Origin of the sequence: Kribbella sp. NPDC050470, assembly GCF_044458365.1 — a bacterium.
GTDB lineage: Bacteria > Actinomycetota > Actinomycetes > Propionibacteriales > Kribbellaceae > Kribbella.
This window is the reverse complement of sequence record NZ_JBITHV010000009.1, coordinates 303,978-325,083: the sequence shown is the minus strand read 5'-3', so window position 1 is coordinate 325,083 and position 21,106 is coordinate 303,978. Positions and strand designations below refer to the sequence as shown.

21 protein-coding genes are annotated in these 21,106 nt (G+C 68.7%); 14 read left to right on the top strand and 7 right to left on the bottom strand.

Annotation, left to right across the window (positions count from 1 at the left end; genetic code table 11):
* Positions 1-8: 8 nt before the first annotated feature.
* Both ACIBGM_RS28420 and ACIBGM_RS28415 read left to right on the top strand, forming a co-directional pair.
* Entirely contained in the window at positions 9-785 is a 777-nt protein-coding gene (locus ACIBGM_RS28420) for a ThuA domain-containing protein (RefSeq protein ID WP_396387238.1), read from the top strand.
* On the top strand, positions 778-1,869 hold the full coding sequence (locus tag ACIBGM_RS28415) for a Gfo/Idh/MocA family protein (RefSeq protein ID WP_396387237.1): 1,092 nt from the start codon (positions 778-780) through the stop codon (positions 1,867-1,869). The genes ACIBGM_RS28420 and ACIBGM_RS28415 overlap by 8 nt, the downstream gene beginning before the upstream one ends.
* 41 nt (positions 1,870-1,910) lie before the next feature.
* Here ACIBGM_RS28415 and ilvY read toward each other — a convergent pair whose 3' ends face one another.
* On the bottom strand, positions 1,911-2,732 hold the full coding sequence (gene ilvY, locus ACIBGM_RS28410; protein WP_396387236.1) for an HTH-type transcriptional activator IlvY: 822 nt from the start codon (positions 2,730-2,732) through the stop codon (positions 1,911-1,913).
* A 75-nt stretch (positions 2,733-2,807) separates the two neighbouring features.
* Here ilvY and ACIBGM_RS28405 point away from each other — a divergent pair, with 75 nt between their 5' ends.
* Together ACIBGM_RS28405 and ACIBGM_RS28400 are read left to right on the top strand one after the other, a co-directional pair.
* A complete protein-coding gene (locus ACIBGM_RS28405; protein ID WP_396387235.1) occupies positions 2,808-4,271 on the top strand; it encodes a ketol-acid reductoisomerase in 1,464 nt (487 codons plus the stop codon).
* 71 nt (positions 4,272-4,342) lie between these two features.
* Positions 4,343-5,320, top strand: a complete 978-nt coding sequence (locus ACIBGM_RS28400) for an acyltransferase domain-containing protein (protein ID WP_396387234.1) — start codon at positions 4,343-4,345, stop codon at positions 5,318-5,320.
* Between the two features lie 71 nt (positions 5,321-5,391).
* Here the strand turns inward: ACIBGM_RS28400 and glmM are convergent, their stop codons facing one another.
* Genes glmM through rplM form a run of 3 tightly spaced genes read right to left on the bottom strand, consistent with a single transcriptional unit; the run spans position 5,392 to position 7,746 of the window.
* Positions 5,392-6,738 carry a phosphoglucosamine mutase gene (gene glmM, locus ACIBGM_RS28395; protein WP_396387233.1) on the bottom strand — a complete coding sequence of 449 codons (1,347 nt, stop codon included), beginning with the start codon at positions 6,736-6,738 and terminating at the stop codon, positions 5,392-5,394.
* Positions 6,739-6,745: 7 nt separating this feature from the next.
* Complete coding sequence (gene rpsI / locus ACIBGM_RS28390) at positions 6,746-7,267, bottom strand: 30S ribosomal protein S9 (RefSeq protein WP_396387232.1); 522 nt, start codon at positions 7,265-7,267, stop codon at positions 6,746-6,748.
* Between the two features lie 35 nt (positions 7,268-7,302).
* Positions 7,303-7,746: a 50S ribosomal protein L13 gene (rplM, locus tag ACIBGM_RS28385; protein ID WP_360535734.1), complete on the bottom strand. Its 444-nt coding sequence runs from the start codon at positions 7,744-7,746 to the stop codon at positions 7,303-7,305.
* A 274-nt stretch (positions 7,747-8,020) separates the two neighbouring features.
* Between rplM and ACIBGM_RS28380 the strand changes: the two genes are divergently transcribed.
* Both ACIBGM_RS28380 and ACIBGM_RS28375 read left to right on the top strand, forming a co-directional pair.
* Complete coding sequence (locus ACIBGM_RS28380) at positions 8,021-9,307, top strand: citrate synthase (RefSeq protein WP_360535732.1); 1,287 nt, start codon at positions 8,021-8,023, stop codon at positions 9,305-9,307.
* Between the two features lie 176 nt (positions 9,308-9,483).
* Positions 9,484-10,317, top strand: coding sequence for an SDR family NAD(P)-dependent oxidoreductase (locus ACIBGM_RS28375; RefSeq protein ID WP_360535730.1), 834 nt, complete (start codon positions 9,484-9,486; stop codon positions 10,315-10,317).
* Here the strand turns inward: ACIBGM_RS28375 and ACIBGM_RS28370 are convergent.
* On the bottom strand, positions 10,307-10,876 hold the full coding sequence (locus ACIBGM_RS28370) for a dihydrofolate reductase family protein (RefSeq protein WP_360535728.1): 570 nt from the start codon (positions 10,874-10,876) through the stop codon (positions 10,307-10,309). The genes ACIBGM_RS28375 and ACIBGM_RS28370 overlap by 11 nt on opposite strands.
* A 338-nt stretch (positions 10,877-11,214) precedes the next feature.
* Here ACIBGM_RS28370 and ACIBGM_RS28365 point away from each other — a divergent pair, with 338 nt between their 5' ends.
* From ACIBGM_RS28365 to ACIBGM_RS28340, 6 genes are all read left to right on the top strand, one after another.
* Positions 11,215-12,216 carry a LacI family DNA-binding transcriptional regulator gene (locus ACIBGM_RS28365; protein ID WP_396387231.1) on the top strand — a complete coding sequence of 334 codons (1,002 nt, stop codon included), beginning with the start codon at positions 11,215-11,217 and terminating at the stop codon, positions 12,214-12,216.
* A 50-nt stretch (positions 12,217-12,266) separates the two neighbouring features.
* On the top strand, positions 12,267-13,523 hold the full coding sequence (locus tag ACIBGM_RS28360) for an extracellular solute-binding protein (RefSeq protein WP_360535724.1): 1,257 nt from the start codon (positions 12,267-12,269) through the stop codon (positions 13,521-13,523).
* The gene (locus ACIBGM_RS28355) at positions 13,520-14,371 is read left to right on the top strand and encodes a carbohydrate ABC transporter permease (RefSeq protein ID WP_396387230.1); all 852 of its coding nucleotides are present in this window, start codon (positions 13,520-13,522) and stop codon (positions 14,369-14,371) included. The genes ACIBGM_RS28360 and ACIBGM_RS28355 overlap by 4 nt, the downstream gene beginning before the upstream one ends.
* On the top strand, positions 14,364-15,191 hold the full coding sequence (locus ACIBGM_RS28350) for a carbohydrate ABC transporter permease (RefSeq protein ID WP_360535720.1): 828 nt from the start codon (positions 14,364-14,366) through the stop codon (positions 15,189-15,191). Before ACIBGM_RS28355 ends, ACIBGM_RS28350 begins: the two co-directional genes overlap by 8 nt.
* Before the next feature lie 8 nt (positions 15,192-15,199).
* A complete protein-coding gene (locus tag ACIBGM_RS28345) occupies positions 15,200-16,534 on the top strand; it encodes a sulfatase-like hydrolase/transferase (protein WP_360535718.1) in 1,335 nt (444 codons plus the stop codon).
* Positions 16,535-16,673: 139 nt separating this feature from the next.
* On the top strand, positions 16,674-17,147 hold the full coding sequence (locus ACIBGM_RS28340) for a DoxX family protein (RefSeq protein ID WP_360535716.1): 474 nt from the start codon (positions 16,674-16,676) through the stop codon (positions 17,145-17,147).
* 35 nt (positions 17,148-17,182) lie between these two features.
* Here ACIBGM_RS28340 and ACIBGM_RS28335 read toward each other — a convergent pair whose 3' ends face one another.
* A complete protein-coding gene (locus ACIBGM_RS28335) occupies positions 17,183-17,638 on the bottom strand; it encodes a nuclear transport factor 2 family protein (protein ID WP_396387229.1) in 456 nt (151 codons plus the stop codon).
* Between the two features lie 123 nt (positions 17,639-17,761).
* On the opposite strand from ACIBGM_RS28335, the gene ACIBGM_RS28330 reads away from it, so the two are divergent.
* Both ACIBGM_RS28330 and ACIBGM_RS28325 read left to right on the top strand, forming a co-directional pair.
* Positions 17,762-18,304 carry a TetR/AcrR family transcriptional regulator gene (locus ACIBGM_RS28330; protein WP_360535712.1) on the top strand — a complete coding sequence of 181 codons (543 nt, stop codon included), beginning with the start codon at positions 17,762-17,764 and terminating at the stop codon, positions 18,302-18,304.
* Positions 18,301-19,335, top strand: a complete 1,035-nt coding sequence (locus ACIBGM_RS28325; protein ID WP_360535710.1) for a hypothetical protein — start codon at positions 18,301-18,303, stop codon at positions 19,333-19,335. Before ACIBGM_RS28330 ends, ACIBGM_RS28325 begins: the two co-directional genes overlap by 4 nt.
* On the opposite strand, the gene ACIBGM_RS28320 is transcribed toward ACIBGM_RS28325, so the two are convergent.
* Positions 19,332-21,077 (bottom strand): hypothetical protein, encoded by a 1,746-nt coding sequence (locus ACIBGM_RS28320; protein WP_396387228.1) that lies wholly within the window; start codon positions 21,075-21,077, stop codon positions 19,332-19,334. The genes ACIBGM_RS28325 and ACIBGM_RS28320 overlap by 4 nt on opposite strands.
* Between the last annotated feature and the right edge of the window lie 29 nt (positions 21,078-21,106).

Genomic DNA, 21,106 nt, shown 5'->3' with positions numbered 1-21,106 from the left:
AGGTAACTATGACGATTCGCGTACTCGTCTGGGGCGAGAACCGGCACGAGCAGGTCGAGCCGCACGTCGCCGAGATCTACCCCGACGGCATGCACTCGACCATCGCCGCCGGGATCAGCGACAACCTCGGCGCCGAGGCGTCGGTCTCCACGACGACCCTCGACGAGCCCGAGCACGGCCTGACCGAGGAGGTGCTGGCGCGGACCGACGTCCTGGTGTGGTGGGGGCACGCGGCCCACGGTGAGGTCGACGACGCGCTGGTCGAGCGGGTCTACCAGCACGTGCTGTCGGGGATGGGCCTCGTCGTACTGCACTCCGGGCACTGGTCGAAGATCTTCGGCAAGCTGATGGGGACGTCGTGCACGCTGCGCTGGCGCAGTGAGCGGGACCGCGAGCTGGTCTGGACGGTGAACCCGACGCACCCGATCGCGCAGGGCGTGCCGCACCCGATCATCATCGAGCAGCAGGAGATGTACGGCGAGTTCTTCGACATCCCGGTGCCGGACGAACTGGTCTTCGTCTCGTCGTTCAGCGGCGGCGAGGTGTTCAGGTCCGGCTGCACGTTCCGCCGCGGCCACGGCAAGATCTTCTACTTCTCGCCGGGCGACCAGGACTACCCGGTCTACCACCACAAGGACGTCCGCAAGGTGATCGCGAACGGCGTCGCCTGGGTGAACACCGACCTGCCGGAGCGGAAGGTGCCGACGCTCCTTCGCTACGAGACCGAGGACTTCTTCAACGGTCACGGCTACACCGGCCCGATCGAGGAACCTGCCGATGCCTGAACCCCTGCGCCTCCTTCAGGTCGGCGCCGGCGGCATGGGCCGGGCCTGGCTCCGGACGATTGCCGACAATCCTGATGTCGACCTCGTCGGTCTGGTCGACCTCGACGTCGACGTGGCCCGGAAGGCGGCCGACGAGCACGGGTACGGCGCCGTACCGGTGGCCGCGTCGCTGGGCGAACTGGCCGACCGGGCGGATGCGGTCATCGACGTCACGGTGCCGGTCGCGCATCCCAAGGTGAGCGTGGAGGCCTTGCTGCGTGGGCTTCCGGTGCTGTGCGAGAAGCCGCTGGCCGAGACCGTCCGCGAGTGCCTGGGGATGGTCGCCGCGTCCGAGGTGAGCGGCAAGCTGTTGATGGTGTCGCAGTCCCGGCGCTACTTCCGGGCCGGCAACGCCTTCGGCCGGCAGATCGCCGAGCTCGGCCGGATCGGGTCGCTGTCGTGCGAGTTCTTCAAGGCCCCGCACTTCAGCGGCTTCCGGGAGCGGATGGCAGAGCCGCTGCTTGTCGACATGGCGATTCACCAGTTCGACCTCTCCCGCAAGCTGATCGGCTCCGAACCGGTCTCGGTGTACTGCGAGTCCTACAACCCGGACTGGAGCTGGTTCGACGGGAGCGCCGCGGCATCGGCGATCTTCAAGTTTGCCGACGGCACCCGTTTCGCCTTCACCGGAAGCTGGTGCGCGCCCGGCCTGGAGACGTCGTGGAACGGCGGCTGGCGAGCCAGCGCAGCCGGCGGTACGGCGACCTGGGACGGCGACAACCCACCGGTCGCCGAACTGGAGTCCGGTGAGGCGTTGCCGGCCGCATTGCTGGACGAACCCGAGCAGATCGCGGGCTCACTGGCCGAGTTCGTCGACGCGGTCCGGGAGTCGACTGTCCCGCAGTCCGAGGTGCACTCGAACGTCGTCAGCGTCGCGATGGTGGAGGCCGCCGTACGGTCTGCGTCTCTTGGGACGCCGGTGCAGATCGCCGACGTCATCACCGACGCGTACGCCGAAGCCCTGGCAACCGTCCAGGACCCGACGTTGCGTGCCGCCCTCCAAGCCTGGCCGAATCCGTTGAAGGCCGTCGGTCTGGAGTCCTGAAGCAGTGCGCGCGGAGGAGATCCGGCTTCTCCGCGCGTACTTCAGGTCAGTCCCCAGAGGGCCGCGATCAGCGGTTTGCGGAGGTCGGCCCGGCGGGCGCAAAGGCCGATCGTGAGCGGCTCGAGGTCGGCGGGGAGCTCGATCAGGCGGCCGGCCGAGGGCGAGGACTCGAGGACCAGGCGAGGCACGATGCCGGTGCCACAACCCAGTGCCACCAACGCAAGTAGGGCTTCATGCCCATCCGGCTCGGCCGCGATCGCCGGCTTGATGCCTCGACGTCGGAACCAGCGGAAGGCGGCCTCGCGCACCAGGCCACGGGCCGGTACGACGAACGGGCCGTCTGCCGTGGGATCCGTGGTGACCAGGACGAGGTCGGTGACCGCGACCGTCCGAGTCACCATCGTCTGCGGCAGCCGCTTCGGGATGCCCGCGACCGCCGCGTCCACCTCGCCTTCGTCGAGCCGGGCCAGCGCGGCCGCCGCATCGCCGGTGCGGATGTCGAGCCGGATCTGCGGATGCGCTTCCCGCAAAGGCGCCAGCAGGTCGGGCAGGAGCGCCTGGCAGGCAGTCACGGTCGCAAAGATCCGAAGCTCACCGGCCAGCTCAGCCGCCTCGTCAGCCCCAGTCCTGTAGTCCTCCCAGAGCTCCAAAGCGTGCTCGGCGTACGACGTGAAGCGCTGGCCCTCCGGGGTCAGTACGACGCCCCGCGGCCCGCGGTCGAGCAGTCGCGCACCCGCCCGCGCCTCCAGCCGCTGGATGGTCCGGGTCAGCGTGGCCGCGCTGACGTGACACTCCAGACTGGTGCGCCCGTAGTTCAGAGTGCGCGCCAGATGCAGGAACAACTCCAGTTCGCGATGCTCCATCTTTCACTTCCTGCAACGACCCGGTGCAGATGTTGCGCTTGCCGCAATGCTCTCAGACCGCCTTGACTGACAGGCATGAGCACCTTCACCTCGTCGGTCTTTCGCACCGAGACCATGACCGTTCCGGGCGGAACGGAGACCATCCTGCGCGGCGGCCGGGACCTGTTCCCGCTGCTGCCCGAGGCACTGCACGGCGTCCGGCGGATCGGCGTCCTCGGCTGGGGTCCGCAGGGCCGCGCCCAGGCGCTCAACCTGCGCGACTCGCTGGCCGGGACCGACCTGACCGTGTCCGTCGGGCTGCGGCCGGGCTCGTCGTCGACCGAGGATGCCCGCAAACACGGCTTCACCGAGCAGAACGGCACCCTCGGCGACTGGCTGGCCGTTGCCGCCGACTCCGACCTGCTGATCCTGCTGATCGCCGACGCGGCGCTGGCCGCGCACCACGAGCAGATCTTCGCCGTCCTCAAGCCCGGCGCAACGATAGGCCTGTCGCACGGCTTCCTGCTCGGTCACCTGAAGGCGATCGGCGGCGACTTCCCCGCCGGGCACCCGGTGATCGCGGTGTGCCCCAAGGGCATGGGCGACTCGGTACGGCGGCTCTACGAGCAGGGGGCGACCGTCAACTGCGCCGGGATCAACGCGAGCATCGCCGTCCACGCCGACCCGGACGGGCACGCGACGGACCGTGCGCTGGCGTGGTCGGTCGGCCTCGGTTCGCCGTACACCTTCCTGACCACGCTGGAGAACGAGTACAAGTCCGACATCGTCGGCGAGCGCGCGATCCTGCTCGGCGCCGTCCACGGTCTGGTTGAGGCGCTGTACCGCCACTTCCGGATCGAGGGGGCAGATCCGGTGACGGCGTACGAGCGTTCCACCGAGGCGATCACCGGGCCGATCGCGCGCACGATCTCCGAGGCCGGTCTGCCCGCAGTCCGATCCGCGCTGACCGAGGCGGACCGGGACGTGTTCGACCGGGCCTACACCGCGGCCTACGGACCGGCTCGCGAGCTCGTCGCCGAGATCTACGACGAGGTCGCCGACGGGACCGAGTTGCGCAGCGTCATCCTGGCCGAGGGCCGGCTCGCGACCCGGCCGATGACCCGGATCGGCGGCAGCCCGATGTGGTCCCACGCCGCGGAGGTGCACGCCCGCCGCGGTACGGCGACCGTCGCCATCGACCCGCTGACCGCCGGGCTGTTCGTGGCCACGATGGTCGCCCAGGTCGACGAGTTCGCCGATCGCGGCCACCCGTGGTCGGAGATCGTCAACGAGTCGATCATCGAGGCGGTCGACTCGCTGCTGCCCTACATGCACGCCCGCGACGTTGCCTACATGGTCGACAACTGCTCCCGCACCGCCCGCCTCGGCACCCGCCGCTGGGGCCCGCGCTTCCAGGCCGCCTACGAGCAGATCGCCCTTCCCGGCCTGAGCGCCCCGGCCGACGCCACCTTGCTCAAAAGCTTCCTCGACAACCCCACCCACGCAGCCCTCGCGGAGGCCGCCAAACTCCGCCCATCCGTGGACATTTCCGTCAGCTGAGTCGTGCACGGGCCGTGCGGCCCGTGGTGTGATCGCCCTTGAACGTGTCGGCCTGCTGGGAGGACGAGGACGTGCTGGGGCTTTCGGAGACGGCAATCGGTTGGCTGAAAGGTAGGCAGTCCGCGGCGGACGTGACGCTGCCCGATGACGACCGGGCTGTAGAGCTGCTCGAGTTCTGCGGGGTGTCGGAGCAGGACCGCGACGACATGCTCGCAGCTCGGCCTGATCGGTCGCGCGACGCCGGCTGGTGGGCGGTGCTGGGTGCGATGCTGGCCGACCTCGAGCAGCGGACCGACGAGGCGATCCCGGGGAGCGGGTTCCGGGCCTGGCCTGCAATGTCGGAGTCGCCGGTCGGATCGTTCGTGGCCGCCTGGGCGTTGCTGGCCGGGCTGCCACGACTGCTCGAACTCCATGCCCGGCGTGGGGTGCCGGAGTCGATCAGCAGGGCGTCTGCTTCGGCGCTGGGCGGCGTGCTGGGGACCCACCGGGACGTGACCGGTCAGGCCGGCGTCGGGCTGTTCCCGCTGTGGGGACCGCCGCTGCGGTTCACCGGAACCGATGTGCAGATCGGCCGCCACTCGTTCACCCGGGCGCGGCTCGAGCTCGGCGACGGACCGTCCGGGTACGGCCTGATGATCCACGTGCCCCCGATCGGCCCGCTCGACGCCGCCGCGTCGGAGGAGTCGATCACGGCCGCCGAACGGTACTTCGCCGACTGGTATCCCGAAGAGCCCGTCTCGCACTTCTCGTGCACGTCCTGGCTACTCGACCCACAGCTCGGCGAGTACCTCGAGCCGGAGTCGAACATCCTGCGGTTCCAGCGCCGGTTCAGGCTGCTCCCCCAACTGCCCGCAGCCGACCCGTTCGAGGACGACCGAGAGATGATGCGGCTGGGCCTGCATGTGCAACCGCCGGAGGGCGCGCTCGGGCCGGAGGATCTCGCCCGGATCCCGCAGCACACCATGTTGCAACGCGCCTTCGTGACCCATCTCCGCTCCGGCCGCCACTGGTCCAAACGAACCGGGCTCAGACTGCCTGCAGCTGCCTGAGCGCTCGGACAGCAAACGGGGACCTCGGACATCTGGTCAGATGTCCGAGGTCCCCGGATGGTGTCCCAGGTTCAGAGCTTCAACGACGTCGCCACGACTTCTGCGAGCGAGTGGGCGATCTCGTGGGCGGCGTCGGACGACTCCGCCTCGACCATCACCCGGACCAAGGGCTCCGTGCCCGAGGGACGCAGGAGGACTCGGCCGCTGTCGCCCAGGCGGGTGGTGGCCTCGGCCACTGCGGCCTGGACCGCCGGGTCGGTGCCGGCGCGGGACTTGTCGACGTCCTTGACGTTGACGAGCACCTGCGGGAGCCGCGTCATCACGCCGGCCAGGTCGCTCAGCGTCTTGCCGGTCTGGGCGAGCCGGGCGAGCAGCATGACCGCGGTCAGCGTGCCGTCGCCGGTGGTGGCGTGGTCGGACAGGATCACGTGCCCGGACTGTTCACCGCCGAGCTTGTGCCCGCCGGCCTTCATTGCCTCCAGCACGTACCGGTCGCCGACCTTGGTCTGCTCGACCGCGATCCGCTCCCGGACCATCGCCTGGACGAAGCCGAGGTTGCTCATCACGGTGGCGACCACGGTGTCGTTGGACAGCCGGCCGCTGTCACGCATCGCCAGCGCCAGAACGGCGAGTATCTGGTCGCCGTCGACCAGTTCGCCGTTCGCGTCGACGGCCAGGCAGCGGTCCGCGTCACCGTCCAGGGCGATGCCGAGGTCGGCGCGGTGGCCGAGCACCTCGCGCTGCAGGCCCTCCAGGTGGGTGGAACCGCAGTCCAGGTTGATGTTCAGTCCGTCGGGGGCGGCGGCGTACGTGATCACCTCGGCGCCGAGCCGGCGTAGGGCCTCCGGCGCGGTCTGCGAGGCGGCGCCGTTGGCGCAGTCGATCACGACCTTGAGACCGTCGAACCGGTTCGGGGCCGAGCGGACCAGGTGCGAGACGTAGGTCTCGAAACCCTGCCCGTCGTCGGAGACGCGGCCGACGTCCGCACCGGTCGGGCGCTGCCACTCCTCGCCCATCCGGGCCTCGATCGCGTCCTCGATCGCGTCGTCCAGCTTGATCCCGCCGCGAGCCAGGAACTTGATGCCGTTGTCCGGCATCGGGTTGTGGCTTGCGGACAGCATCACGCCGAGGTCGGCGCCGGTCGAGCCGGTCAGGTATGCCACGGCCGGGGTCGGCAGTACGCCGAGCCGGACCACGTCGACGCCGGCGCTGGCCAGACCGGCCACCACGGCGGCTTCCAGGAACTCACCACTGGCCCGTGGATCCCGCCCCACAACGGCGCGCGGCCGGTGCCCTTCGAAGGCACCGGCCTCGCCGAGTACGTGAGCTGCCGCGACCGAGAGGTCGAGCGCCAGCTCCGCGGTCAGGTCCACGTTCGCCAGGCCACGGACTCCGTCCGTGCCGAACAAACGACCCATCAGATGATCAGCGCTTGCTGTACTGCGGCGCCTTGCGGGCCTTCTTGAGACCGGCCTTCTTCCGCTCCTTGATCCGCGCGTCGCGGGTGAGCAGACCGGCCTTCTTCAGACCGGGGCGGTTCGCCTCCTGGTCGGCCTCGTTCAGGCACCGGGCCACGCCCAGCTGCAGCGCACCGGCCTGGCCGGTGATGCCGCCGCCGTTGATCCGGGCGATCACGTCGTACGAGCCCTCCAGGCCCGCGACGACGAACGGCTCGTTCACGTGCTGCTGGTGCACCTTGTTCGGGAAGTACACGTCGAGCGGCTTGCCGTTGATCTTCCAGTTGCCGCTGCCCGGCACGATCCGCACGCGGGCGACAGCCTCCTTGCGGCGGCCGGTGGCGCCGGCCGGGTTGATCACCGCGACCCGACCCGACTCGGCGCGCTGCTCCGGAGTCGGGCTCGTCTCGGAGGTGTAGGCGACCGGGCCCTCGCTGTCGATGGGGACCTCGGGGTCGAACTCTTCGGTCTCGGTGGTGATGTCGCTCACGCTGAAAATCCTCGTTTACCTGGCTCGTCGATCGCTTACTGGGCGATCTGGGTGATCTCGAACGGCTTCGGCTGCTGGGCGGAGTGCGGGTGCTCCGGACCGGCGTACACCTTCAGCTTGGTGAGCAGCTTCCGGCTCAGGCGGTTCTTCGGCAGCATGCCCCAGACAGCCTTCTCGACGGCCTTGCGAGGGTCCTTGTCGAGGATCTCGCCGATCGGCGTGGCCGTCAGACCACCCGGGTGACCCGAGTGGCGGTAGGCCAGCTTGTCCGTCCGCTTGGTGCCGGACAGGGCGACCTTGGAGGCGTTGACGACGACGACGAAGTCGCCACCGTCCACGTGCGGCGCGAACGTCGGCTTGTGCTTGCCGCGCAGCAGGGTGGCGATCTGGACGGCGAGCCGACCGAGCGTGACGTCGGTGGCGTCGATCACGTGCCACTCGCGGGTGACGTCAGCAGGCTTCGGGCTGTACGTGCGCACGGTCGTTGACCTTCGTTTCTCAGAGGTTGACAAAACTGGTACGTCGGCGAGCGGTCCGCCGACGGGCTGGGACCTGGAACGCACAACAGCAGCCCAGAATACCGGCGGTGTCGGCTCCGGGTCAAAGCGAGCGCAAGCCCACCGGGGACCCCGGCTTGGAAGGAATCCCCGACCGCACTAGTTTAGCGGTGAAGATTGCAGTCCGACCCGCGTCCCGCCGGAAGACTTACCCTCATTCATCCAGGCGATGACGCCAGCTTCCGAAGAGGGCATTGTGACCGAACAGTCGCTCACCGTCCGGGACAACCGGACCGGCAAGGACTTCGACCTTGCCATCACCGATGGCACCATCCGTGCCGCGGATCTCAAGCAGATCAGCGCAACCGACGGCGACGGGGGCCTGGCCACCTACGACCCCGGCTTCGTCAACACCGCCTCCTGCCGCTCCTCCGTCACCTTCATCGACGGCGACAAGGGCATCCTGGAGTATCGCGGCTACCCGATCGAGCAACTCGCCGAGCAGTCGAACTACCTCGAGGTGGCCTATCTCCTGGTGAACGGCAAGCTGCCGAACAAGGCGGAGTACGAGGCCTGGGCGCACGACGTGACGTATCACACGTTCGTGCACGAGAACCTGAAGACCTTCATGCAGGGCTTCCGGTACGACGCCCACCCGATGGGCATGCTGCTGGCCTCGGTCGGCGGGCTGTCCACCTTCTACCCCGAGTCCCGCAACATCTTCGACGAGGAGTCCCGGGCGCTGCAGATCCGGCGGCTGATCGCGAAGATGCCGACGCTGGGCGCGTTTGCCTTCCGGCACGCGCAGGGCAAGCCGTACGTGTACCCGGACAACGAGCTCAGCTACACGGCGAACTTCCTGTCCATGCTGTTCAAGATGAGCGAGCCCAAGTACGCCGCCGACGACCGGCTGGTGCGCGCGCTGGAGATCCTGTTCATCCTGCACGCCGACCACGAGCAGAACGCCTCCACCAACGCGGTCCGGGCGATCGGCTCCACCCAGGTCGACCCGTACACCGCCGTCGCCGGCGGCATCGGCGCGCTCTACGGCCCGCTGCACGGCGGCGCCAACGAGGCGGTGCTGAAGATGCTGCGCCGGATCGGCGGGGTCGAGAACGTCCCGTCGTTCATCGAGGGCGTCAAGAACGGCGAAGAGCGGCTGATGGGCTTCGGCCACCGGGTCTACAAGAACTACGACCCGCGCGCCAAGATCATCAAGAAGGCGGCCGACGACGTCTTCGAGGTGACCGGGATCAACCCGCTGCTGAAGATCGCCGTCGAGCTGGAGAAGATCGCGCTGGAGGACGAGTACTTCGTCTCCCGCAAGCTCTACCCGAACGTCGACTTCTACTCCGGCCTGATCTACGAGGCCCTGCAGTTCCCGCCGGAGATGTTCACCGTCCTGTTCGCCATCCCTCGCACCTCGGGCTGGCTGGCCCAGTGGCTGGAGATGCTGAACGACGGCGACCAGAAGATCGCCCGCCCCAAGCAGATCTACACCGGCGAACGCGGCACCCAGTACGTCCCCATGGGCGATCGCTGACCCAAACCCCAACGGCCCCTCCCCTTCCCGGGAGGGGCCGTTCGTGTTCGATGCACCGCAGGGACGGATATCCCTCCGTGTTGTGGCTTCTCCCCTTTCACACCAACGGAGAAGGCACAACAGCGCCGGATATCCCTTCGGGTGCGTTAAGTCCGGCGGCGGGTTAGCTTCGGGGGATGGGGATGCTCGCGGGGAAGGTTGCGCTGGTTACGGGGGCTAGTCGGGGGGTGGGGAAGGGGATCGCGCTCGGACTGGGGGAGGCGGGGGCGACGGTCTATGTGACTGGACGGACCGAGGTCGGTCAGGCGGCGGGGACGGGGCTCGACGGGAACCTTCGGGACGCCGCGGACGAAGTGACGGCGCTGGGTGGGCGCGGGGTGGCGATCGTCTGCGATCACCGCGACGACGAGCAGACGCGGCGGGCCGTGGCGCAGGTGGTGGCCGACGCCGGGCGGCTCGACGTACTGGTGAACAACGTGTGGGGCGGCTACGAGTACTTCTGGGACGGCACGGAGTTCTGGCTCGAGGCCGGCTTCTGGACCGCGCCGATCGAACGCTGGGACGCGATGTTCCAGGCCGGCGTACGCGCGCACTACGTCACCACCGTGGCCGCCGTACCGACGATGGTCGCCCAGCACTCGGGCCTGATCCTCAACGTCTCGTCCGACGCCGCCGAGAAGACCGACGGCGGCGTCGCGTACGGCGCTGCGAAGGCTGCAACCGACCACATGGTCGCCTGCATGGCCCACGACCTCCGCGACCACGGCGTGACGGCGGTGTCCCTCCACCCAGGCCTGGTCCGCACCGAGTCGGTCCTCCGAGCCGCCGAACATTTCGACCTCTCCGACTCGGAGTCCCCTCAATTCGTAGGCCGAGGCGTGGCAGCCCTCGCCGCCGACCCCGACGTCAGCCGCCTGACCGGGCAAGCAGTCCGCTCAGCCGAACTCGCCCAGCACTACAACTTCGCCGACACCGACGGCCGCCACCCAGGGCTCCCGCCTACTTCTTGACCTCGTAGCGCAGAAGTGCCACGCCGTTGTCGAACGCGGTGGCCTCGACGACCTTCAGGTCTTGCCGGTCCTCGAAGAGTCGCGTTCCCTTGCCGCGGGACGCCGGGCAGACCAGCATCCGGACCTCGTCGACCAGGCCCGCGGCCAGCAAGGAATGCATCAGCTGCAAGCTGCCCCACAGCCAGATGTCCTTGCCGCTCTGCTCCTTGAGCTCGCGGACGGTCGCAGCGGGGTCTCGCGTCACCGTCGCGGCCGGAAAGTCGCCCCACGGGGCGTCGTCCAGCGTCGACGAGGCGACGACCTTGGCGAGGCTGTTGAGCTTCCGGCCGTACTCGCCTTGGTCGTCGGCGTTCGGCCAGTAGTCCTTGGTCTGGTTGTACGTGTTGGCACCCAGAATCATCGTGTCGACCGAGTCGATGAAGCCCATCAGGTTGTTCTGGAACGGGTCATCGGTCACCGAGTCATCAAACGGCTCCCCCGCCACGAAGCTGAGCCCCCCATCCTCCTCCGCCACAACGTTGTCGACCGTAACCCACTGCTGCACAACGAGCCTTCGCATAACCGTTCCCTTCCGGTACGTCCCTCGGCGCGGCCAACCCGCCGCATTTACCCCAGAGACGAAGCCACCCGACGGTTCTCTACATCCCCTGCAGTGGCGGCGAACGGGAGGGCGTGCATTTCAACAGGTAGTGCCGGGCCGCCGGTAGTGCGGTTGAGCGCGGCCGGGGTCGGTGTGTACGGCGTCTCGCCGGTGCACTACCTGTCCATATGTTCCCGGCGCTCCACGCGACTCTACGACAGCCAGGACGTCCCGCTACCCACAGTTTGGTTAATGTCTATAGAATTAACCAACTTAGGGGTATTGACCCTCTCTCTGGTCAGGTTAATGCTTTCACCATGAGCAGGGAAGGGCGGACGACGCTTCGGGATGTGGCTGAGGCCGCTGGAGTCTCGGTGGCTACCTGCTCGTACGTGTTGAGCGGGCGGGCGGATCGGACCACGCCGTTGCCGGAGGCGACTCGGACGCGGGTCGAGGAGGCGGCTCGGCGGTTGGGTTACAAGGGGAACACCGCGGCCCGGAGCCTTCGGCGGCAGCGGTCGGAGTTGATCGCACTGGTGTACGCGCCGCCGGTCGGGCCCTGGCTGGATCGGTTGACGATGCAGTGTGAGGACATCGCGGCCGGGCGCGGCTACTCCGTCATCGGCGTCCCGGTACGGCGCCTCGACCGCGCAGCCCAGTCGCTCCGAGTCATCACCCGCGGCCACATCGACGGCGCGATCTTCACCCCGGGCCTGAGTGACGACCTGGACCTCACCGCGGCCCGCCGGTCCACCCGGGCGCTGATGGCGTTCAGCGACAACCTCCGGATGCCCGGGGTCGATGTCATCCGCAACAACGTCCGCAAGGCGCTGGCCGAAGCGACCACCTACCTCCTCGACGCCGGGCGGGAGCGGATCGCCTTCCTCTCCCACACCGGCGCAGAGGACGACCGCTACCTCGGGTACGTCGACGCCCTGCACGCCCACGGTCTCGAGGTCGACCCGGCCCTGGTCCGGGTCGGCGCGGCATCACGGGAGGACGCGGTCGTCGTCGTACGCGAGTTGCTCGATGCACCGAAGCCACCGGACGCGATCGTCTCCGAGTCCGACCGTGGTGGGTTCGCCGCCCTGCAGGCAGCCGTGGACCGCGGCGTGAAGGTGCCGGACGACCTGGCCGTGATCGGGACGGGCAACACCCGCGAGGCGACGTACTCGCTGCCGCCGCTGACCAGTGTCGGCATGTACCAGCTCGACTTCACCGAGATGGTCGAGGCGCTGTTCGCGCGCATCGACGATCCCACGCTGCCGGCCCGGGAGCTGTCCATGCCCTGGGTCCTGAACCACCGCGAATCCGCGTAGCACCACGCCTTCCACGCACCCGCCGTACCAGCACCTTCGAAAGGTTCGTCATGCCCTCAATCGACCGCCGCTCGTTCCTCCAGCTCGGGCTCGGCGCCACCGTCCTCGGCGCGGTCGGCACGGCCTGCGCCCCGGCCACGCCGGGGGCGAAGACGCAGGACGCCCGGACGTTCACCATCTACTGGAACGCCGGGCACGGCTACCAGGCCTACAAGGAGGTGATCGACCAGTTCGGCAAGGACCACGACCTGCAGATGAACTGGCAGAAGTTCCAATGGCCGGACCTGACCACGAAGCTGACCGCCGACTTCCGGTCCGGGAACGTGCCGGACCTGGTCGAGGAGGTGTCCGCCGGGACCGGGACGCAGTACGGGCTGGCCGGCAACGTGCTGGCGCTGGACGAGTTCGCCAAGGCGGACCAGGCGTTCGGCTTCCCCGGCGACTTCATCGACCAGGCCGTCGTCGCCCGGCAGTACGAGGGCCAGACGTACTCGATCCCGCTGCACCTGACCGCCAACGGCCTGGTCTTCTACAACAAGGCGATGGTCGACAAGGCGCCGACGACGTGGGACGAGTTCCTCGACCTCGCCAAGTCCACCACCAAGGACAAGACCAGCGGTACGGCGCTCAACGCCGACGCCAGCTACGCGGGTCCGTTCTACAGCCAGCAGGAAGTGGACTTCAGCCAGGTCGCCGGCAAGCAGTTCATGATGCCTGCCGACGGCGCCCGGACCGCGATGCAGTTCATGCAGGACCTGATCTACACCCACAACGTCTCCCCAGCGCCGGTGGCGACGACGGACTACTCCGGTCCGCAGAAGCTGTTCTCCGCCAAGCGGGCCGCGATGTTCGTGTCCGGGCCGTGGGACATCGGCCCGATCCGGCAGGGCAGCCCGGACATCGACCTCGGCCTCGCCGTACCGCTGACCGGTGCGGTCCAGGCCTCGTCGATGGCCGGCGCCGGCCTGATGATCCCGACCAAGGCACGGGACCCGAAGCTGTCGTGGGAGTTGCTGACCAAGCTGACCGCGGTGAAGACCGAACTGGCCGCCACCAAGGAGTCCGGGATGTCGATGCCGCGGAAGAGCTGGGCCGCCGACCCGGCCGTCGCCGCGGATCCGAACCTGGCGACGATCGCCAAGGCGCTCGCCGTGGTGGCGAAGCAGGACGTCCAGCTGTCCGCCAGCGGGAAGGCCGCGCAGATCGCCGAGCTGTGGAAGAAGGCCTACCAGCAGATGATCATCCAGCAGGCGCCGGTCGAGCAGACGCTGGCCGAATTCCGCAAGCAGGCCGGGGCCGCCCTGTGACCCGTCGGCGGCAGGCGGCGACCGCGTGGCTGTTCCTGACTCCGGCGGTGCTGTTCTTCACCCTGCTGTTCTTCCTCCCGATCGGCAACCAGCTGCTCACCGGCCTGTACGACGCCGACGGCGTGACGTTCGTTGGCCTGGGCAACTTCAGCCGAGCGCTGAGCGACCCCGAGGTGGTGCACTCGTTCCTGATCACGTTGCTGTACGCCGCCGGCACCCTGATCGTCGGCACGGCGGTGGGCCTCGGACTGGCCGTGATCCTGAACCAGGCGATGCCCGGCCGCACGCTGTTCCGCTCGGTGATCCTGATCCCCTACCTGACGTCGGTGTCGATCGTCGGCCTGCTGTGGCGCAACGTCCTCGATCCGCAGGTCGGGATCCTCAACCGGGTGCTCGAGTCCGCCGGCCTGCCCGGGCAGACCTGGCTGAGCACCCACCCGCTGGCGACGATCGTCGGCATCACGGTCTGGTCAGGTGCGGGGTACACGATGGTGCTGTTCCTGGCCGGCCTGCAAGGGATCCCGACCTTGTACTACGAGGCCGCGCGGATCGACGGGGCCGGGCCGTGGCGCCGGTTCTTCGCGATCACGCTGCCGCTGCTCGCCCCGACAACGTTATTCGTTTCGATCATCGGATTGATCAGTACATTGCAGCAGTTTGCTCTGCCGTACATAGTCACCGGCGGCGGTCCCGGGAACGCGACCTCGCTCTACGCCCACCGGCTGTTCATCGTCGCGTTCAACGACAACGACTTCGGCTACGCGTCCGCACTGTCCGTCCTGCTGCTGCTCGTCGTCCTGGTGTTGTCGCTGCTGCAGTTGCGGATCGGGGACCGGTCCCATGCGTGAACGACTCTTCCCCGGCGACCGGCTGGCGGCGTACGTCGTACTGGTCGTGCTCGGCCTGGTCACGGTGCTGCCGCTGCTCTACATGATCGTGCTGGCGCTGCAGAGCGACGCCGAGGTGCAGTCCGGGGACCCGGTGCTGTGGCCGGCCGACCTGCAGTGGCAGAACTTCACCCGGTTGTTCGAGGCCGCGCCGTTCGGGCGGTTCTTCGTGAACAGCTTCGTGATGGCCGGGGCGATCACGGTCGCGCACCTGGTCTTCGACCCGCTGGTCGGGTACGTGTTCGCGAAGATGGACTTCCCGGGCAAGCGGATCGCGTTCGTCGCGGTGCTGTCCACGCTGATGGTGCCGTTCTTCGTCCGGATGCTGCCGATCTACGCGATCTTCGCGAACCTCGGCTGGATCGACAGCTACCAGGGCCTGATCGTGCCGTTCCTGATGGATGCCTACGGCATCTTCTTGATGCGGCAGTTCATCCGGCCGCTGCCGGACGAGCTGATCGAGGCGGCCCGGGTGGACGGCGCCGGCGAGTTCCGGATCTACCTGCGGGTGATCCTGCCGCAGTGCAAGCCCGCGCTCGCGGTGCTCGGCCTGTTCACCTTCGTCTTCCAGTGGAACGAGTTCCTCTGGCCGTTGATCGCCACCAGCCGGACCGAGATGCGCACGCTGCCGATCGGGCTGACGCTGTTCAACCAGGAGTACTTCACCCAGTGGAACCTGACCGCGGCCGGCGCGCTGCTGCTGTTCGTCCCGACCGCGATCTTCTTCGTGATCACCCAGAAATTCCTGGTCGAGGGCATCGCGCTCTCCGGCCTCAAGTGAGGACTCTGATGCGCCCTAATGTGATCGTCTACTTCACCGACCAGCAGCGCTGGGACACCGTCGGGAGCCCGCTGGGCATCACCCCGAACCTCGACCTGATGGCCCGGCACGGCACGTCGTTCGACACAGCCTGCACGACCAACCCCGTCTGCGCACCGGCCCGCGCGGCCCTGCAGACGGGCATGTACCCGACCAACGCCGGCGTCTACCGCAACAACGTGCCGCTGCCGACCGACGCACCCACGCTGGGCCGGCTGTTCGGCGCGGCCGGCTACCAAACCGGCTACATCGGCAAGTGGCACCTCGGAACACAGGAGCCCGTGCCGGTCGAGGAGCAGGGCGGCTACGACTTCTGGCTCGCTTCGAATCTGCTCGAGTTCACCTCAGACGCGTACCGGACCGTCGTGTACGACCGGGATGGCGAGCCCGTCCGCCTGCCCGGCTACCGCCCCGACGCCCTCACGGACGCAGCAATCCGGTACGTCACCAGAGCCTCGGCCGACGACCGCCCCTTTATGCTCTTCCTCTCGCTCATCGAGCCGCACCACCAGAACGAGCACGACGACTACCCGGCCCCCGAGGTCTACCGGGACACATACAACGGTGCCTGGCTACCACCGGACCTCGCCTCTCTTCCCGGTACGGCGCACCAGCACGCAGCTGGGTACTACGGCCAGATCAAGCGGGTCGACGAGTGCCTCGGCAGACTCCGCGACGCACTGGTCAGCCTGGACCTGCTGGACGACACCCTGGTGGTCTACACCTCGGACCACGGATCGCATTTCAAGACCCGCAACAGCGAGTACAAGCGGTCGCCGCATGACGGATCGGTCCGGGTCCCGCTGGTCGTCGAGGGTCCCGGCTACCGCGGAGGTACTCGCGTCGGAGTACCCGTCAGCACGGTCGACGTAGTACCGACCGTGCTCGACGCGGCCGGAATCGAGTTGCCCGATCATCTGGACGGCGTTCCCCTGCGGCAGCGGACGGGGAACGAGCCGGTGCTGATCCAGGTGAGCGAGTCCGAGGTCGGCCGCGCCGCACGCACGGATCGGTGGAAGTACTACGTCCACGCGCCGGAGATCGGGGACGAGCCGGCGGCGGATCGCTATGCGGAGAAGGCGTTGTACGACCTGACCGCTGACCCGTACGAGCTCAACAACCTGATCGACAGCGCCGGGCACCAGGAGGTCGCAGCGGAGTTGCGGGAAGTGCTGGTCCGCGAGGTGCTTCGGATCGAGAAGCAGGCGGTGACGGTCACGGCGTACCCGGACGTGCAGGACCGGGGGCGCTTTCCCGAGACGACCGTCCGACGACTCAAACTGGACGGCCGCAGGCTCGAGTGACGTACTCCCGGCGGCCTCAGGGTCTCCCTGAGTCGTACCGCGACTGGCGTACGCGAACTGCCGTCAACTGCCCGACGCGGTAGGCACGCCCCGACGGCGACGCTGTGGTGGACATCGACTGTGACAGGGAGAGACCACCATGAACGCCTTGCTCTACAAGGGAAACAAGATCGCCGACTGGCTCGGGCAGCGCAGCGTCGACATCCTGCGGGTCAGCCTTGGGCTCATCTTCCTCGGGTTCGGGCTGCTGAAGTTCTTCCCGGGCGCCAGCCCTGCGGAGGCATTGGTGATGCGGACCATCGACACGCTGACCCTCGGCATCATCGAGGGACGGAACGCCGTGCTGCTGACTGCGCTGCTGGAGTGCTTCATCGGGCTGACCCTGGTCACCGGGAAGTTCCTGCGCACCGGGCTGCTGGTGCTCGGGTTCTCGCTGGTCGGGATCATGTCGCCGCTGGTGCTGTTCTTCGGCGACCTGTTCCCGGGCACCCCGACACTGGAGGCGCAGTACGTGCTGAAGGACATCGTGCTGGCCGCCGCCGGCCTGGTCGTCGCCGCGAGGGCGCTGACCGCGATGCCGGTCCGGATTGGAGATGGCCCCAGGCGGGCTTGATGCCTCGGTCCGGGGCCACCCGGCGCCTCTGCCGACTACGACGCGGCAGGGGCGCCGGCCGGTTCCTGCAGTTTCGCGACAAGTTGATCGACCTGGCCGCGAGCCCGGGCCATCGCCACGTGGTCGATGTAGTCGCGGGACTCCACGATCAGCCCGTCGCGGACCCGCAGTACGAAGATCGCGGGCGCCCGGAACGGCTCACCGGTCGCCAGCACGGTCCCGGCGTACTCGAACTCGGCGACGATCACCTCCGGGTCGGCGGTCCGGTGCACCCGGATGTTGTCCGGCCGGAACCGGATCGACTCGGCCACCCGCGGCGCGTTCACCCCGAAGTGCTCGCTCAACGCGTCCCGGCTGAGCAGCGGCCGGTCGCCGTACGGGTTCATCGGGTGCCGGACGTCGGTCTGCTCGGCGTACAGCGCCGGGAGGGCGTCGAAGTCGCGGTCGGCGACACCGTGGACGAGTTTCAGGAAGACCTCTTCGGGAGTCATGCGCAGCGTGCCTCTCATCGAGTAAACGGAGTAGCGACTCCGAATATACGGAGTACCAACTTCGGTTACAACCCATCGGCGGGCGGCGGCGTCTCCTAGGCTGAAGGGCGAGAGGGGAGCAGAGTGCGAGCAGACGCGCGAGACAACCGGGCCAGGATCATGACCGCGGCGGACGAGGTGTTCGGCCGGTCGCCGAACGCGTCCACCGACGACGTGGCGAAACTGGCCGGGGTCGGGATCGCGACCGTGTTCCGGCACTTCCCGACCAAGACCGAGCTGCTCGAGGCAGTGCTCACCCTGCGGCTGGCGCGGCTGCGCGACACCGCGCTCGAACTTGCCGCCAGCAACCATCCGGGCGAGGCGTTCTTCGGGTTCTTCACCCAGGTGGTGTCGGAGTCCGCGTCCAAGCTGGCGATCGCCGAGGCACTCACCGCGGCCGGCTCGCTGGGCGGCGCGGATGCCCGGAAGGCGGGCGCGGGGTTGCGCGAGGCCTTCGGCACGCTGCTCACCCGGGCCCAGGAGACCGGCGCCGTGCGGCGTGACGCCGGGCTGGCCGAGGTCTACGCGCTGCTGATCGGCGCATCCCGCGGTGCGACCGCGGTCGGGCTCGAGCCTGAGGTCCGTGACCGGATGCTCGCGCTGGTGTTCGACGGCCTGCGTCCGTGAGGCGGCGCTGGAAGACCTGGTCGCGCCGGCGCCGGGTCGTGCTAGTCGTCGTCCTGATCCTCGTGCTGCTCGTACCGGTGCCGCTCGGCGCGTTCGCGGTGTCACTGCGGATCCAGTACGCCGGCGAGCCGGCAGCCGAGGCCCGGACGCGCAACAACGACGCACTGTGGCTGGGGCACGCCTGGATGGACGGGCGGAAGACCGACGCCGACGTGATCGCTCTGGCCCGTCAGCTCGAGGGCACCGGGATCCGGGACCTGTACGTGCACGCCGGTCCGCTGGAGCATGACGGCACATTGCCGCTGGCCAAGGTGTCGCCGCGGGCGCGGTGGTTCACGACGGCGATGAAGGCCGCGGCTCCCGCCGTACGCGTGCAGGCATGGCTGGGGGACATCGTGCAGCCGGGGAAGAACCCGGGCATGGACCTGGACGACCCGGCGGTGCGGGCGCGCGTGGTGGCGTCGTCGGCCGCCGTACTCGACCAGGGGTTTCAGGGCATCCACTTCGACTTCGAGCCGGTGCACTCCGGGTCGGCCGGCTTCCTCGCCGTACTGGACGAGACGCATGTGCTGACGGCGAAGCGCGGCGTACCGCTGTCCGTCGCTGCTGCTCAGCTGGAGCCGCTGTGGCGCGTCAACGCACTCCCACTGGCGATCACGGGCGAGGGCAAGTGGTGGTCGCAGGACTACTTCGCCGAGGTCGCCCGCCGCGTCGAGCAGATCGCGGTCATGTCCTACGACACCGCGATGCCCTTGGAGTCCTTGTACGGCGGCTATGTCGCCCAGCAGACCAAGCTGGCGCTGGAGGCGACGCCCGCGTCGACGGACCTCCTCATGGGCCTCCCGGCGTACTGGGAGAGCAACCCGTCGCACTGGGGGCACGCGGAGACGGTCGCCGCAGCCGTCCGGGGCGCGCGGCTCGGTCTGGGCACGTCGAACCGCCAGAACTTCGGCCTCGCCATGTACGTCGACTTCACTGCCACTGCAGACAACTGGGCGGCCTACCGCGACGGCTGGTGCGTCAGCCCTTAGCCAAGCCGCACCAGAACGGCGACGCCCACGCACGCCGCGACGAAGAGTGCGTCGACCAATGCCTGCGGGTTGAGTCGGCGCCGGGCCGGTGTGGCCGGTAGTCCGGTCCGCGCTCTGAGCCGCAGCGCCTCAAGGACTGCGGCTACGTCAGCGGGACGTTCGAGTCGAGTGAGCTGGTGGGTGTCGCGGCCGGACCTCAGCGTGACCCAGGTGCTGTGGACCTCGACCGACTCGACGGTTCGCCAGTCCACGACCCGCTCGGACCAGCCACGCCGGAACCGCACCTCGTCGGCCGACACCCTGACGCGATCGAACAGGTTGTCGCCCAGAAACCCGATCAGCGTCAGGGCCCCGACCACCGCACCGATCGCCGGGAGCCAGTCATCAACGCTCACGAACCAGGCAACCGCGACCGGCCCACCCACCCATGCCCCAACCAACGCCGGCCAGTACCACCACTCCACCCGCCCACTAGGCACCGCCCACGGCAACGGCGGCAGCTCCCGCGCGGGGTCGACGAGCCTGAACTCGGCGTGCACGTTCGTCGGGTCAACGTTCACCGAGGCAGGCAGGCTCGCGGCGGCCTCGACCCTCCACGGAGTGCGGCGTGGCGCTCGCAACGGTGCCGTCGGGCGCAGCGCGATGTCACCGAGCAGCACAGTCGGCCAACTACCTTCGGCGAGCTCCCCGACCAGCAAGGCCTCGCCTTGGTAGCGCTGGACCGTGTGCAGCCATTGCTGCCGAACGGACGCCGGCGCGTCCGCCTTCTGGTCATCGAGCTGATCGATCGCCACGAACAGGCGGTCGTCCGCTGCCTCGTCGTCGAGTTCGGCCGACAGGAACGCCAGTACGGCGGTGCCGTCAGTGGAGGTGATCACGTAGTCCGTCGAGGCGTCCGGTGTGATGCGGACTGGGAGACCGGGGGCGGTCCAGGGCCGGCGACGCCTGGCTTGGCGGCGGCGGATGTCGCGGTAGGCAAGGAGAAGCGCGAGCAACCACGCGCCCCCGGCCACCGCGTACCTGTCCGTGTAGTCCGCGGGCTCGACGCGCAGCCGGACCCACTCGTCGTCCGCCGGATCGATCAGCACGGGGATTCGGGTCCCTGGCTCGTAGTCGTCCAGCGGGAAGACGAACCGCCGGTTGCCGTCCGGCAGCTTGAGCTCCAGCTCGCCGTCATAGCTCTCGCCTGCGACAGCCATCTGGTCCACGGCCCGCTCGAGATGCACCTGCTCCTGCTGGTCCTGCCACCGCATGACCCCGAGACCAGCTGCGCCGACCGCCACCAGCAGCACCGCGACAACGAGTCGCCCCGACAGAGCCAGCCGCTGAGCTGCGGGCACCGTCACCGGCCGCCTGGGCAGGCCAGCAGTCAGTGCGAGCTGCTTGCGACGACTGACGGCGAACCAGACCAGCAATGCGGCGCAGGCGCACGCGAACAGCGCCCACTCGGCCATCACCGCGCCGCCGTCGTACCAGACCTGGGCCGCGAAGAACACCAGCCCCGCCACCGCGGCGACGCGGGGCTGCCACCACCACAGGACCAGCGAGGCGAAGGCCGGCACCAAGGTGAGCGCGAACGCCACGTCCGGCGCGCAGATACTGGGATCCTCCGTGCACGGCACGTCCTCGGTCGTCGCCAGCGACAGCGTGGTTGCAGCGACCCACGCAACCGGCATCAGCCAGCGGTAGACCCAGCTGGGCACGGCCGCGCTGCGCCAGGCCTTGGCCAGGTCTGCTGGCATCACGAGTTCCCCCCTCGTTGGTGTGGGAG

What these genes read in the sequence shown, in the direction of transcription:
- ACIBGM_RS28420 (WP_396387238.1), top strand. Translation starts at nt 9, where the DNA reads ATGACGATTCGCGTACTCGTCTGGGGCGAGAACCGGCACGAGCAGGTC.
- ACIBGM_RS28340 (WP_360535716.1), top strand. Translation starts at nt 16,674, where the DNA reads ATGAACGCCTTGCTCTACAAGGGAAACAAGATCGCCGACTGGCTCGGG.
- glmM (WP_396387233.1), bottom strand. Translation starts at nt 6,738, where the DNA reads ATGGGTCGTTTGTTCGGCACGGACGGAGTCCGTGGCCTGGCGAACGTG.
- ACIBGM_RS28405 (WP_396387235.1), top strand. Translation starts at nt 2,808, where the DNA reads ATGAGCACCTTCACCTCGTCGGTCTTTCGCACCGAGACCATGACCGTT.
- ACIBGM_RS28365 (WP_396387231.1), top strand. Translation starts at nt 11,215, where the DNA reads ATGAGCAGGGAAGGGCGGACGACGCTTCGGGATGTGGCTGAGGCCGCT.
- ACIBGM_RS28345 (WP_360535718.1), top strand. Translation starts at nt 15,200, where the DNA reads ATGCGCCCTAATGTGATCGTCTACTTCACCGACCAGCAGCGCTGGGAC.
- ACIBGM_RS28350 (WP_360535720.1), top strand. Translation starts at nt 14,364, where the DNA reads ATGCGTGAACGACTCTTCCCCGGCGACCGGCTGGCGGCGTACGTCGTA.
- ilvY (WP_396387236.1), bottom strand. Translation starts at nt 2,732, where the DNA reads ATGGAGCATCGCGAACTGGAGTTGTTCCTGCATCTGGCGCGCACTCTG.
- ACIBGM_RS28360 (WP_360535724.1), top strand. Translation starts at nt 12,267, where the DNA reads ATGCCCTCAATCGACCGCCGCTCGTTCCTCCAGCTCGGGCTCGGCGCC.
- ACIBGM_RS28370 (WP_360535728.1), bottom strand. Translation starts at nt 10,876, where the DNA reads ATGCGAAGGCTCGTTGTGCAGCAGTGGGTTACGGTCGACAACGTTGTG.
- ACIBGM_RS28335 (WP_396387229.1), bottom strand. Translation starts at nt 17,638, where the DNA reads ATGACTCCCGAAGAGGTCTTCCTGAAACTCGTCCACGGTGTCGCCGAC.
- ACIBGM_RS28320 (WP_396387228.1), bottom strand. Translation starts at nt 21,077, where the DNA reads ATGCCAGCAGACCTGGCCAAGGCCTGGCGCAGCGCGGCCGTGCCCAGC.
- ACIBGM_RS28415 (WP_396387237.1), top strand. Translation starts at nt 778, where the DNA reads ATGCCTGAACCCCTGCGCCTCCTTCAGGTCGGCGCCGGCGGCATGGGC.
- ACIBGM_RS28375 (WP_360535730.1), top strand. Translation starts at nt 9,484, where the DNA reads ATGGGGATGCTCGCGGGGAAGGTTGCGCTGGTTACGGGGGCTAGTCGG.